Annotated in this window: 9 protein-coding genes; 5 read left to right on the top strand and 4 right to left on the bottom strand. The window is 61.5% G+C overall.

The features are described from left to right. Positions 1–2 precede the first annotated feature (2 nt). Positions 3–2660, top strand: coding sequence for a hypothetical protein (locus CAG25_RS18105; protein WP_143492961.1), 2658 nt, complete (start codon positions 3–5; stop codon positions 2658–2660). 43 nt (positions 2661–2703) lie between these two features. Here the strand turns inward: CAG25_RS18105 and CAG25_RS18100 are convergent, their stop codons facing one another. The 4 genes from CAG25_RS18100 to CAG25_RS18085 all read right to left on the bottom strand — a co-directional run bounded on the left by CAG25_RS18100 (position 2704) and on the right by CAG25_RS18085 (position 6982). Then, on the bottom strand, positions 2704–2988 hold the full coding sequence (locus tag CAG25_RS18100; protein ID WP_085612540.1) for a YceK/YidQ family lipoprotein: 285 nt from the start codon (positions 2986–2988) through the stop codon (positions 2704–2706). After that, positions 2981–3628, bottom strand: a complete 648-nt coding sequence (gene ubiX / locus CAG25_RS18095; protein WP_039771880.1) for a flavin prenyltransferase UbiX — start codon at positions 3626–3628, stop codon at positions 2981–2983. The genes CAG25_RS18100 and ubiX overlap by 8 nt, the downstream gene beginning before the upstream one ends. Then, a complete protein-coding gene (gene mpl / locus CAG25_RS18090; protein ID WP_007958628.1) occupies positions 3625–4974 on the bottom strand; it encodes a UDP-N-acetylmuramate:L-alanyl-gamma-D-glutamyl-meso-diaminopimelate ligase in 1350 nt (449 codons plus the stop codon). Before mpl ends, ubiX begins: the two co-directional genes overlap by 4 nt. A 91-nt stretch (positions 4975–5065) precedes the next feature. Then, positions 5066–6982 (bottom strand): sigma-54-dependent Fis family transcriptional regulator, encoded by a 1917-nt coding sequence (locus tag CAG25_RS18085; RefSeq protein ID WP_085612539.1) that lies wholly within the window; start codon positions 6980–6982, stop codon positions 5066–5068. 301 nt (positions 6983–7283) lie between these two features. Here CAG25_RS18085 and CAG25_RS18080 point away from each other — a divergent pair, with 301 nt between their 5' ends. From CAG25_RS18080 to eutC, 4 genes are all read left to right on the top strand, one after another. Then, positions 7284–8804, top strand: coding sequence for an aldehyde dehydrogenase family protein (locus tag CAG25_RS18080; RefSeq protein WP_039771883.1), 1521 nt, complete (start codon positions 7284–7286; stop codon positions 8802–8804). A 306-nt stretch (positions 8805–9110) separates the two neighbouring features. Then, a complete protein-coding gene (eat, locus tag CAG25_RS18075; RefSeq protein WP_039771884.1) occupies positions 9111–10481 on the top strand; it encodes an ethanolamine permease in 1371 nt (456 codons plus the stop codon). A 191-nt stretch (positions 10482–10672) separates the two neighbouring features. Further along, on the top strand, positions 10673–12067 hold the full coding sequence (locus tag CAG25_RS18070; protein ID WP_085612538.1) for an ethanolamine ammonia-lyase subunit EutB: 1395 nt from the start codon (positions 10673–10675) through the stop codon (positions 12065–12067). After that, a complete protein-coding gene (gene eutC, locus CAG25_RS18065) occupies positions 12064–12897 on the top strand; it encodes an ethanolamine ammonia-lyase subunit EutC (RefSeq protein WP_371857729.1) in 834 nt (277 codons plus the stop codon). The genes CAG25_RS18070 and eutC overlap by 4 nt, the downstream gene beginning before the upstream one ends. The last annotated feature ends 92 nt before the right edge of the window (positions 12898–12989 follow it).

Here is a 12989-nt window from a genome sequence, read left to right as displayed (position 1 = left end):
TGATGCGACCCAAAAACCCGACACCGAAATTACCCGGCACACCTCACCGTCACCCCGAGACACCGCATCCTCTGCCGATTCCGCGTTCTGAGCCTCCAGTGGTGATTCGCCCCGGAGGACCGGATATCTACCTCTCCGACCGACAACTGGCGACACTGCCGCCGCCGGACAATCAGTTGCCCACAGTACATATCCATGACTTGTCCCCTTCGGTCAGGGAAAGTGGAAGAGGCCCATCCAGCGACCCGCGCTCGACTGAATCGATTCGCCACTACGAGTTGCCGCCCCAGACGCGAACGCTCTTGCCCGACGTCATCACCGAAGGATTGCGCGTCCACAGGGGGCGTATTTATGCCGAAGTGCAGTACACCACAACCGGAACGGTCATGGTGGCCTGGGACGAGAGCCTCGGAACCTACCGGGCCATGTTTCCACAGGAAGCGCAACCCTCTGGCCCTGCCCTGCACTTCGACCCCGCCAGCAATACCTGGCGGGTTGGCGAGCCGCAAAAGACTCCTCAAACCATAGAACAGCAGATACATCGGCCGGCAGACAACACAGATGACACCCCGGCGCAGATCCCTGCGTCACTTGCGGACAGTTCCTCCCGAACGCAATCGAACACTGTGACAGCTCACATCGACACCCGGCACTACATTTGGGACAACACCGCCACCAATCACCATGGCTACGTGGTCATGCACCGAAAAATGCGGCTGGACGACTCCGTCGGCCCTCTGATGCACCATGCCTTCATGGACGATAACGGGTCGTTCATCAGCGTCGAGCCTTCTGCCCCACGTATCGATCAGCCCGCCGAATTGCTGCCTGCCTGGACAGACCGCGACATCTGGGATCTCTACGGTCTGCAGGGCGCAGAGATCACTCGCTTTCGCACCGAAGCAGATCGCACGGGCAGAAAACCACAGTGGGCCAAGGTACGGGAACAAAGGCTGGAGAATGCGTACCTGTATGACGAGCTTCGCCGCTGGCTAGGCCCTGAGATGGACCGAGATATGTTCAACCGCCTTCTGGAGCACCAAAGGCTCACGCCCGCCAAGTGGGCAGAGCACCTCGAATCCGTCACGCTGCACCGCAGTACTCCAGACACACAAACGCCATTGCCGGGCCTGCCGAGACCCGAAACGCCGGAGCACCACGACACACCAACCACGCAAACGCCGTCACCACGCCTGCCGCCTCCCGCAATGCCCGAGACAACAGACACCACGCCAGCGTACGGGGACCAGAGTTACTACACCTGGGACCTCGGCAAGACAAACTTTCATGGTTACGTCGAGATGCAGCGCAAGCCCGGTCTGGATGACAGTCACGGCCCGCTCGTTCAAGTGGCGTTCCGTGACGGCATTGCGCTGACTATCGTCAAGCCGACCGGGTATCCACTGCATAAAGAGACTGCTCTGCGGCCCTTCTGGCGAGACGTCGATATCTGGAACCTGTACAGGATCGAAGGGGAAGACATCCTGCGCTTTCGTCGGGATGTTGCGCTCCACATGAAAGAACCAGAGTGGGCCATACAACGGGACTATCCTTCCCGGCGTGAACAGTTGATCGACTACCTGCGGCTATGGACCAATCCTGATTCTCCGCTCAAATCAAAGGAACAGGTCCTTGCCCGCTTCCAGCCCTACAATCTGTCAACTCTGCAATTCGCTCGACTGAGCAAGGAAATTTCGCCAACAGGGCAGTTCAAACACCTCATCAATGATGACGTGCCTGCATGGGTGACGGCGCATCAGGCTCGCACGCGGCTTGTCACCAATTCAAAACTTTTCGATCCGTTTCTGCCGGAAATGAACGCCGAAATCATCAGTCTTAGAAACCGGGGGGAAGGCACCAGTATCCTGAAGGCCACTCTGACAAAACCGTTTTTTCAGGAGTTACTGCGACTCTGTGGCTATCAGCGCAACGGACAGGATTATCTGTACAGAACCGACATCCCGGCGGTATTCAAGGCGGATGAGCGGACACCCTTCGACATCGCCAGGCCTGCGGTCATGGTTCCGCAGAAGGTATCGGCCCGAGTCGTCACGACCGAGACGCCTGTAAGCGCAATGTTCAGCCTCAAGGCTGCAATGGATTTCGCGAACGAGGTTAAAGACGTAACAGGCTCGAACTACACGCAACCCAAGGATCCGCTGACCGGCAACGAATCGCACCAGACCAGTAGCGGCGCTTCGACGCCCCACGCTCAGCGCATCCTGTTTTGCTACCTGCTCGATACCCGCAATATCGAGGTCGTTCCAGGACAGGAAAATCGCGCCTACAACTCAGCGCGGCTCGAACAAAGCTCCCCGGGCGACAGCACGTGGTTTCCGAGCATGCGGATGGAGGGCCATGTTTCGACGTCACCCATCGGTTTCACGTCGCGACGGGTCTGGCTGGTCAACTCAGCCATGACCCGTGCAGCTACCGTGGAGGATGTACATTTGCAGGCACTTGCACACGCCACCGGCTCGAATCAGACCCGCGCCGACGCCATCCAGGCCCGCACGAAAGCCGGGGCTCTCAACCGGAATGAATATGACGCATTGATCGATGAAGTCGCGAACGCCGGCAAACGCATCCTCGAGTTGCCGACGGGAAACGCAATATTCTCCAACGACATCGAGTTTCCTCCCGAAATAATCACTCTGTAGGAGGCTTAATCGGCTCGCTCTTGCCAAATCGAGCCGATGATTTTCATAAACCTCCGGTCGCCTGAAAGCCTACGCCGATCACCGTCAGCAAAGACAACGGTAAAAGCAGGGTATCGAGCAACGCACTGGCCGGCAGGTCGACTCCGGGATAGCCCGGAGCCTCGGCGCCGAAGCGATCCTTTGCGCAACAGCCGCCGTTCAGGGCGTATAAGTCCAGCCGCGTGCCGGAGTACACCACCGGCGCGCCGGGCTTGGCCGCATCGAGCGTGCGCGCCGTGGCGCAGCCGGTCAGTTGCAGCGCCAGCAGGAGCGCCAGCAGCTTATTCATCGCTGCTCAGGTGATGTTCACCCCAGCGAGGCAGCATGTCCTGCGGAATGCCCAGCAGATTGAGAATCCGCGCCACCACGAAATCGATCAGGTCATCGATGGTCTGCGGCTGGTGATAGAAACCCGGCGACGCTGGCAGGATGGTCACGCCCATGTTCGAGAGCTTGAGCATGTGTTCCAGGTGAATGCTCGAATACGGCGCTTCGCGCGGCACCAGAATCAACTGGCGCCGCTCCTTCAACGTCACGTCCGCCGCCCGCTCGATCAGGTTGTTGCAGGCGCCGGTGGCGATGGCCGACAAGGTGCCCGTCGAACACGGCACCACCACCATGGCCGCCGGAGCGCCGGAGCCCGAGGCCACTGGCGACATCCAGTCTTCCTTGCCGTACACGCGGATCTGCCCGGCGGCCGCGCCGGTGTATTCGGTGAGGAACGCCTGCATCATTTGCGGCTTGGCCGGCAACGACACGTCGGTCTCGGTGGCCATCACCAGTTGCGCGGCCTTGGAGATCAGAAAGTGCACCTCGCGATCCTCGCGCACCAGGCAATCCAGCAGGCGCAAACCGTACTGGGCGCCGGACGCGCCGGTCATCGCCAGCGTGATGCGTTCGGGGCCGTTGCTCTCGAAACGAGTGTTCATTTCAGCGCCTCGGCGAGTTTGCCGTGCAGGCCGCCGAAGCCGCCGTTGCTCATGATCACCACGTGGGTGCCGGGCTGGGCCTGGCTCTTCACGCGTTCGATGATGCCTTCCAGCGAATCGCTGACGATCGACGGCACGGTGCACAACGCGGCGGTGCCTGCCAGATCCCAGCCGAGGTTGGCCGGGGCGTACCAGATCACCTGATCGGCATCGACCACGCTGTCCGGCAGACCGTCACGGTGCGCGCCAAGCTTCATCGAGTTGGAGCGCGGCTCGATGATCGCGATCAGCGGCGCATCGCCAATGCGCTTGCGCAGGCCGTCGAGGGTGGTGGCAATCGCGGTCGGGTGGTGGGCGAAGTCGTCGTAGATGGTGATGCCGCGCACCTCCGCGACTTTCTCCATCCGGCGCTTGACGCTCTTGAACGCGCTCAACCCGGCGATGCCCATCGACGGCACAACGCCGACGTGACGCGCGGCGGCCAGAGTGGCCAAGGCGTTGGCGACGTTGTGCTGACCGGTCAACTCCCACTCGACCACGCCTTGGGACACGCCTTCGAACATCACTTCGAACGCCGAGCCGTCGTCTTTCAGCAACTTGACCTGCCACTGACCGCCGGCACCGGTGGTTTGCACCGGGGTCCAGCAACCCATCTCGATCACACGCTGCAAGGCCGGTTCGGTGGTCGGGTGAATCACCAGCCCTTCGCTCGGAATGGTGCGCACCAAGTGGTGGAACTGCCGCTCGATGGCTGGCAGATCGGGGAAGATGTCAGCGTGATCGAACTCAAGGTTATTGAGGATCGCCGTACGTGGACGGTAGTGGACGAACTTCGAACGCTTGTCGAAGAACGCGCTGTCGTACTCGTCGGCTTCGATCACGAAGAACGGCGTGCCGCCCAGACGCGCCGACACCGAGAAATTCTGCGGCACGCCGCCGATCAGGAAACCCGGGCTCATGCCGGCATGCTCCAGCACCCAGGCGAGCATGCTGCTGGTGGTGGTCTTGCCGTGCGTACCGGCAACCGCCAGCACCCAGCGACCTTGCAGCACATGGTCGGCCAGCCACTGCGGGCCGGAAACGTATGGCAAGCCTTTGTTCAGCACATATTCCACCGCCGGGTTGCCGCGGGACATGGCGTTGCCGATCACCACCAGATCCGGCGCCGGATCAAGCTGCGCCGGGTCGTAACCCTGGGTCAGCTGAATACCCTGAGCTTCGAGCTGGGTGCTCATCGGCGGATAGACGTTGGCATCGGAGCCGGTCACGTGATGGCCCAGCTCTTTGGCCAGAACCGCCATCGAGCCCATGAAAGTCCCGCAGATACCCAGAATATGAATGTGCATAGTCGACCTCGTAAAACATGGCCGCAGGTTAGCGCAGGGAGGGGGAAATCGCACTCTTTAGCTGATCACCCGACCTTGTCGGGAGGGGGATTCAAGCAGTTCGGGCGATCCCGTGCTTGCGCAGCTTTCTGTAGAGCGTATTGCGACTGACGCCCAGTTGCTGCGCCGTGTGGGTCATGTGCCAGCGCGTGTGTTCCAGCGCACTGAGCAACGCCAGCCGCTCGGCATCTTCCAGCGGCTGTCCGGACGCCGCTTCATCGGTTTTGACCAACAGTGGCTGCACCTGCCGAAACATCGCCGGCAGATCCTCCAGTCCGATCCGCCCTTCATCGCACAACGCCGCCAGCGTACGCAGCACATTGCGCATCTGCCGCACATTGCCCGGCCAGTTGAAGCCCAGCAACGCCTGGCGCGCCGGCTCTTCGATCAGGATCGTTTCCCCGCCCGCCTCTTCGGCCAGCAGAAAATCCAGCAGCTGCGACTTGTCACTGCGCTCGCGCAACGGTGGAAGCGCCACTTCCAGCCCGTTGAGCCGGTAGTACAAGTCTTCCCGGAAACTGCCGTCGCCAACCCGCTCCAGCAGATTGCGGTGGGTGGCGCTGATGATCCGCACGTTGACCGCTTCCGGCTCGCCACCGATCGGCACCACTTGCCGGTCTTCCAGCACTCGCAGCAAACGGGTTTGCAGAGCCAGCGGCATGTCGCCGATTTCATCGAGGAACAGCGTGCCGCCATCGGCCTGCTGCAGCTTTCCGCGCATGCCGTCCTTGCGCGCGCCGGTGAAACTGCCGCCGCGATAGCCGAACAGTTCGCTCTCGATCAGGCTTTCGGGAATCGCCGCGCAGTTGAGGGCAACGAAGGCTTTGCCGGCGCGCTGACTGGCGTTGTGCACAGCCTTGGCGAATGCCTCCTTGCCGGAGCCGGTTTCGCCGTTGATCAGCAGCGGCACGTCACGCTCGAATACCCGCAGCGACTTGCGAAAATCCGCCTGCAACGCCGCATCACCGAGGCAAATGCCTGCAAGACGCGGTACTTCGACCGGCGTGGGAACCGGCGCGACCGGCAGCGGCCGACGGGTTTCGCCGCGCAGCACCGCAAACAGATGCCGCCCGTCACGAGTGCGCAACGGCCAACTGGCGCTGGCATTGGCGCTGGCGCGCCCGAGCAACTCATCCAGCGAACAATCGAAAAACGCCTCAACCGGCTTACCGAGCAAGCCGCCACGAATGTGCCCGAGCAGGTTCAAGGCACTCTGATTGACCGCGCTGATCCGCCCTTCCCCGTCAAACGCCAGCAACCCTTCGCTGAACAGCCCGACGGACTCGGCCTGGAGATGAAAACGCAGCAACCATTGGTTATCGAAACAACGCAGGAAATAGCAGCTCTCGATCATCTTCGCCGACAGATTGACCAGCGCCATGGTGTGGAACTGGCTCTGGCGCGATACGTCATGCCGAGCCGAGGAAACGTCGAGCACCGCCAGCAGTTCGCCGTGCGGGTCAAACACCGGGCTCGCCGAGCAAGTCAGGCCGGTGTGGCGGCCGCGGAAGTGTTCGTCCTGATGGATGGTCAGAGCCTGACGCTCCACCAGGCAGGTGCCGATGCCGTTGGTGCCCTCGCAGGCCTCGCTCCAGTCGGAACCCAGCCACAGGCCGGCGCGTTCGAAAATCTTGCGTTCAGCGGGAGCGGTGACGCAGTTGAGGATCACCCCGCGCGCGTCGGTCAGCAGCACCGCGTGGCCGGCGCCGGAGAGTTGTTGATGCAGGCTGCTCATTTCATTGCCGGCAATCTGCAACACCTGTTGCAGCCGTTCGCGGCTTTCGAGGATTCGACCGTGTTCGAGCACGGTCGGCGCCATGGTCAGGGCCGGGTCGAGGTGATAGTCCTCAAGACAACGCAGCCACGAACGGGCAATCGACGGGTCGGCACCGGGGCCGTGCAGGTGCGGCTTGCCCTGGGTGACGGTGAGAACCTGCCGGGCATGGCGACTCAAATGGTTGTCGTGCATTTCTTATTATTCTCCCCGAGGCTCATCGGCCCATGCGTGAAGTGGTGCCCAGCATCCTCCAGCCCACCGGTCTTTGCAATGCTGGCAAGACCGCCCGGTCACGGGTTGTGCCAGAAGCGGTACAAACTGTCACCCAGGCTGTACCGATACCGTCACAGACGTTCGCCACTTGTCCGACAGAAATCACGCAAGGCCTTGATTTGCCTGACCTGCACGGCAGTGGCCCGGCCTTTGCTCTACGCTTATAGCAAGCGCTCATGCGCGTTTCTCTAATAAGTACAAAGCCAAGGAGAACATCATCATGCGTTACGCTCACCCCGGTACTGAAGGCGCCAAAGTCTCGTTCAAGAGCAAGTACGGTAACTACATCGGCGGCGAGTTCGTCGCGCCTGTCAAAGGTCAGTACTTCACCAATACCTCGCCGGTTAATGGCCAGCCGATTGCCGAATTCCCGCGCTCCACGGCCGAAGACATCGACAAGGCCCTGGACGCCGCCCACGCCGCTGCCGATGCCTGGGGCTCGACTTCCGCCCAGGCCCGCTCGCTGATCCTGCTGAAAATCGCCGACCGCATCGAACAGAACCTCGAAACCCTGGCGATCACCGAAACCTGGGACAACGGCAAAGCCATCCGCGAAACCCTCAACGCCGACATCCCGCTGGCTGCCGACCATTTCCGCTACTTCGCCGGGTGCCTGCGCGCCCAGGAAGGCAGCGCCGCCGAGATCGATGGCAACACCGTGGCCTATCACATCCATGAACCACTGGGTGTGGTCGGCCAGATCATCCCGTGGAACTTCCCGATCCTGATGGCCGCATGGAAACTCGCCCCGGCCCTGGCCGCCGGCAACTGCGTGGTGCTCAAGCCTGCCGAGCAAACCCCGCTGGGCATCAGCGTGCTGCTGGAACTGATCGGTGACCTGCTGCCGCCGGGCGTGCTCAACGTGGTGCAAGGGTTCGGCAAAGAAGCCGGCGAAGCCCTGGCCACCAGCAAACGCATCGCCAAGATCGCCTTCACCGGCTCGACCCCGGTCGGCTCGCACATCATGAAATGCGCTGCCGAAAACATCATTCCGTCCACCGTAGAGCTGGGCGGCAAGTCGCCGAACATCTTCTTCGAAGACATCATGCAGGCCGAGCCAAGCTTCATCGAAAAAGCTGCCGAAGGCCTGGTGCTGGCGTTTTTCAATCAGGGCGAAGTCTGCACCTGCCCTTCCCGTGCACTGGTTCAGGAATCGATCTATCCGCAGTTCATGGAAGCGGTGATGAAGAAAGTCAGCCAGATCAAACGTGGCGACCCACTCGACACCGACACCATGGTCGGCGCCCAGGCGTCCGAGCAGCAATTCGACAAGATCCTGTCGTACCTGGAAATCGCCAAGGGCGAAGGTGCCGAACTGCTGACCGGCGGCAAGGTGGAAAAACTCGAGGGCAGCCTGGCGACCGGGTATTACATCCAGCCGACGCTGCTCAAGGGCACCAACAAGATGCGTGTGTTCCAGGAAGAAATATTCGGCCCGGTGGTGAGTATCACCACCTTCAAGGACGAAGCCGAAGCCCTGGCGATTGCCAACGACACCGAGTTCGGCCTCGGCGCCGGCCTCTGGACCCGCGACATCAACCGCGCCTATCGCATGGGCCGCGCCATCAAGGCCGGTCGTGTATGGACCAACTGCTACCACCTGTACCCGGCGCACGCCGCGTTCGGCGGGTACAAGAAGTCCGGCGTCGGCCGGGAAACCCACAAGATGATGCTCGACCACTACCAGCAGACCAAAAACCTGCTGGTGAGCTACGACATCAATCCGCTGGGCTTCTTCTAAACCTCGGGGCAACACAGATGATTCTGTGTTGCCTGTTCAATCGCCTTCGCGAGCAAGCCCGCTCCCACAGGGGACTTGCGTCGGCCCACATTATTGGATTCTGCACAAATCCAATGTGGGAGCGGGCTTGCTCGCGAAGGCGTCCTTAGTGACACAACACAAAGCCTGGCCGCTCTGGCACGGGCCTTGCGTACCCGTCATTCAGGATTTGCCTAAACACTGCCGCTGCGTGAACAGCCTCCACCCACCCAACCGCTACTCCTGAAAGTCCAACAGATCGAACAATAAAAAAGACAGAGAGGACTTATGACTTCCACCACACAGCTCAAACCCACACTCGGCACCCTGCACCTCTGGGGCATTGCCGTCGGCCTGGTGATTTCCGGCGAATACTTCGGCTGGAGTTATGGCTGGGGCACGGCGGGAACCCTGGGTTTCCTGGTCACGGCCCTGATGGTCGCGACCATGTACACCTGCTTCATCTTCAGTTTCACCGAACTGACCACCGCGATTCCTCACGCGGGCGGGCCGTTTGCCTACAGCCGTCGGGCGTTCGGCGAAAAAGGCGGATTGATCGCCGGGATCGCCACCCTGATCGAATTCGTGTTCGCCCCGCCGGCCATTGCCATGGCCATCGGCGCCTATCTGAATGTGCAATATCCGGGGCTCGATCCCAAACTTGCGGCGGTCGGCGCGTATTTCGTGTTCATGACCCTGAACATCCTTGGCGTCAGCATCGCCGCGACCTTCGAGCTGGTGGTGACCGTGCTCGCCGTCGCCGAATTGCTGGTGTTCATGGGCGTGGTCGCACCGGGCTTCAGCTTCAGCAACTTTGTGCTGAACGGCTGGTCAGGCGCCAATGAGTTTACGATGGGCGCGATTCCTGGCATTTTCGCCGCTATTCCCTTCGCGATCTGGTTCTTCCTCGCCATCGAAGGCGCGGCCATGGCGGCCGAGGAAGCCAAGGACCCGAAACGCACGATTCCACGGGCCTACGTCAGCGGCATCCTGACCCTGGTGTTCCTGGCCATTGGCGTGATGGTGATGGCTGGCGGCGTCGGCGACTGGCGTCAACTGTCGAACATCAACGATCCGCTGCCGCAGGCAATGAAAGCGGTAGTCGGCAACAATTCGACCTGGATGCACATGCTGGTGTGGATCGGCCTGTTCGGGCTGGTGGCGAGTTTCCACGGGATCATCCTCGGCTACTCGCGACAGTTCTTTGCCCTGGCCAGGGCCGGTTATCTGCCCAAAGGTCTGGCCAAACTCTCGCGCTTCCAGACGCCGCACCGGGCGATCCTGGCGGGCGGCGTGGTCGGCATCGCGGCAATCTACAGCGACGGTCTGGTCAATCTGCAAGGCATGACCCTGACGGCGGCAATGATCACCATGTCGGTGTTCGGCGCCATCGTGATGTACATCATCAGCATGCTCAGCCTGTTCAAACTGCGCAAAACCGAGCCGAATCTGGAACGCACCTTCCGCGCGCCCGGTTACCCGGTGGTGCCGGCCATCGCGCTGTTTCTGGCGCTGGTGTGCCTGGTGGCGATGGCCTGGTTCAACACGCTGATCGGTTGTGTGTTCCTCGGGTTCATGGCCGCTGGCTACCTGTACTTCCAGCTGACCGCCAAGCAACGCTCCGAAGCACCGGCAGACGCTATGCTCGAAGGTATATGAGTTGCACCGGCACCGCGCCTTTCGCCCGGTGCCCGCTATATAGAAGTGCATAAAGATCCAATGTGGGAGCGGGCTTGCTCGCGAATGCGGTGCGTCATTCAACAATGATGTCGCCTGACACGACGCCTTCGCGAGCAAGCCCGCTCCCACAGGGGATCGAGTTATCCACAGAATCAGGAGGAACGCGCCCAATGGCCGCATTTGCTCATACCGTCGGCGCCCAGACCTATCGTTTCGACAGCCTCAAGGACGTGATGGCCAAGGCCAGCCCGGCACGCTCCGGGGATTTCCTGGCCGGCGTCGCCGCGCTCAACGATGGCGAGCGGGTAGCCGCGCAAATGGCACTGGCCGACATCCCGCTCACGCATTTCCTGCAGGAAGCGCTGATTCCCTACGAAACCGATGAAGTCACCCGACTGATCATCGACACCCACGATAAACAGGCTTTCGCCGTGGTCAGCCATCTCACCGTCGGCGGTTTTCGCGACTGGCTGCTCAGTGACGCCGCCGATGAAACCAGCCTGCGCGCCCTCGCCCCCGGCCTGACGCCGGAAATGGTCGCTGCCGTGTCGAAGATCATGCGCGTGCAGGATCTGGTGCTGGTGGCGCAGAAGATCCGCGTGGTCACGAAGTTTCGCGGCACCCTCGGCATGCGTGGGCGGTTATCCACAAGGCTGCAACCCAATCATCCGACTGACGAGCCGTCCGGCATCGCCGCGAGCATTCTCGACGGTCTGCTGTACGGCAATGGCGACGCGATGATCGGCATCAACCCGGCCACCGACAGCATCGCCTCGATCTGCGCGATGCTGGAAATGCTCGACGCGATCATCCAGCGCTACGACATTCCGACCCAGGCCTGCGTGCTCACACACGTCACCACCTCTATAGAAGCGATCAACCGTGGGGTGCCACTGGATCTGGTGTTCCAGTCGATTGCCGGCACCGAAGCGGCCAACGCCAGTTTCGGTATCAACCTGAACATCTTGCAGGAAGGTTATGAAGCGGGCCTGAGCCTCAATCGCGGCACACTCGGGCGGAACCTGATGTATTTCGAAACCGGTCAGGGCAGCGCGCTGTCGGCCAACGCCCACCACGGCGTCGATCAACAGACCTGCGAGACAAGGGCCTACGCCGTGGCGCGCCATTTCAAGCCGTTTCTGGTGAACACCGTCGTAGGATTCATCGGCCCGGAATACCTCTACAACGGCAAACAGATTATCCGCGCCGGCCTCGAAGACCACTTCTGCGGCAAGTTGCTCGGCGTGCCGATGGGCTGCGATATCTGCTACACCAACCACGCCGAAGCCGACCAGGACGACATGGACACCCTGCTGACCCTGCTCGGCGTGGCCGGGATCAACTTCATCATGGGCATCCCCGGTTCCGACGACATCATGCTCAACTACCAGACCACTTCGTTCCACGACGCGCTCTACGCGCGCCAGACCCTGGGCCTGAAACCGGCGCCGGAGTTCGAGCAGTGGCTGGCGAACATGGGCATTTTCACTCAGGCGGATGGCAAGGTCCGCTTCGGCAACAACCTGCCGCCGGCCTTTCGTCAGGCCTTGGCGCAACTGGGATGAGTCAGATGGAAAAACCACCCGTCGATCCACAAAACCCATGTCTGGAGCTGCGTCGTCTGACCCCGGCGCGCATTGCCCTCGGTCGTACTGGCACCAGTCTGCCAACCAGTGCACAGCTGGATTTCCAGTACGCCCACGCCCAGGCGCGGGACGCCGTGCATTTGCCGTTCGATCACGCCGCGCTCAGCGCCCAACTGACCGAGCGCCAACGCGACAGTCTGCTGCTGCACAGCGCGGCGGTGGATCGCAACAGCTACCTGCAACGCCCGGATCTGGGGCGCAAGCTGAGCGATCAATCGGCGCGAGCCCTGCGCGAATACGCCGAGGCGCATCCGGGCGGCGTGGATCTGGTGATGGTGGTGGCGGACGGCCTCTCGGCACTGGCGGTGCATCGGCATACCCTGCCGTTTCTCACCCGCCTGGAAGAACAGATGAGCGCCGACCAATGGTCGACTGCGCCGGTGGTGCTGGTGGAACAGGGACGCGTGGCGATTGGCGATGAAATCGGCCAGTTGCTGGGCGCCAGAATGGTTGTGATGCTGATTGGAGAGCGTCCGGGCCTCAGTTCGCCGGACAGCCTGGGTTTATATTTCACCTACAATCCAAAGGTCGGCCTCACGGATGCTTACCGCAATTGCATCTCCAATGTGCGGCTGGAAGGGCTCAGCTATGGCATGGCGGCGCATCGCTTGCTGTATCTGATGCGCGAAGCCTGTCGGCGCCAGCTGTCGGGCGTCAATCTGAAGGACGAGGCGCAGGTTCAGACGCTGGAATCGGAAGCCGGTGCAGACATGAAGAGTAATTTCCTACTCGATCTGCCCCCAGCCTGAACCGTTTCCGCATTGCCTTTCTGCGCCGGTTTCAGGCAGGATCGATGCACGGCCGCCCGGGTTTCCCATCGCCGTCAGAGCACGTGAAGACA

The sequence above is a fragment of the Pseudomonas sp. B16(2017) genome (assembly GCF_002113205.1).
GTDB classification, from domain to species: domain Bacteria; phylum Pseudomonadota; class Gammaproteobacteria; order Pseudomonadales; family Pseudomonadaceae; genus Aquipseudomonas; species Aquipseudomonas pharyngis.
The sequence above is the reverse complement of the archived record's forward strand: the minus strand, read 5'-3'. Positions and strand labels throughout refer to the sequence as shown.

Bases quoted from the DNA above. Each gene is read 5' to 3' on its own strand.
- CAG25_RS18105 (WP_143492961.1), top strand. From the start codon at position 3: ATGCGACCCAAAAACCCGACACCGAAATTACCCGGCACACCTCACCGT.
- CAG25_RS18100 (WP_085612540.1), bottom strand. From the start codon at position 2,988: ATGAATAAGCTGCTGGCGCTCCTGCTGGCGCTGCAACTGACCGGCTGC.
- ubiX (WP_039771880.1), bottom strand. From the start codon at position 3,628: ATGAACACTCGTTTCGAGAGCAACGGCCCCGAACGCATCACGCTGGCG.
- mpl (WP_007958628.1), bottom strand. From the start codon at position 4,974: ATGCACATTCATATTCTGGGTATCTGCGGGACTTTCATGGGCTCGATG.
- CAG25_RS18085 (WP_085612539.1), bottom strand. From the start codon at position 6,982: ATGCACGACAACCATTTGAGTCGCCATGCCCGGCAGGTTCTCACCGTC.
- CAG25_RS18080 (WP_039771883.1), top strand. From the start codon at position 7,284: ATGCGTTACGCTCACCCCGGTACTGAAGGCGCCAAAGTCTCGTTCAAG.
- eat (WP_039771884.1), top strand. From the start codon at position 9,111: ATGACTTCCACCACACAGCTCAAACCCACACTCGGCACCCTGCACCTC.
- CAG25_RS18070 (WP_085612538.1), top strand. From the start codon at position 10,673: ATGGCCGCATTTGCTCATACCGTCGGCGCCCAGACCTATCGTTTCGAC.
- eutC (WP_371857729.1), top strand. From the start codon at position 12,064: ATGAGTCAGATGGAAAAACCACCCGTCGATCCACAAAACCCATGTCTG.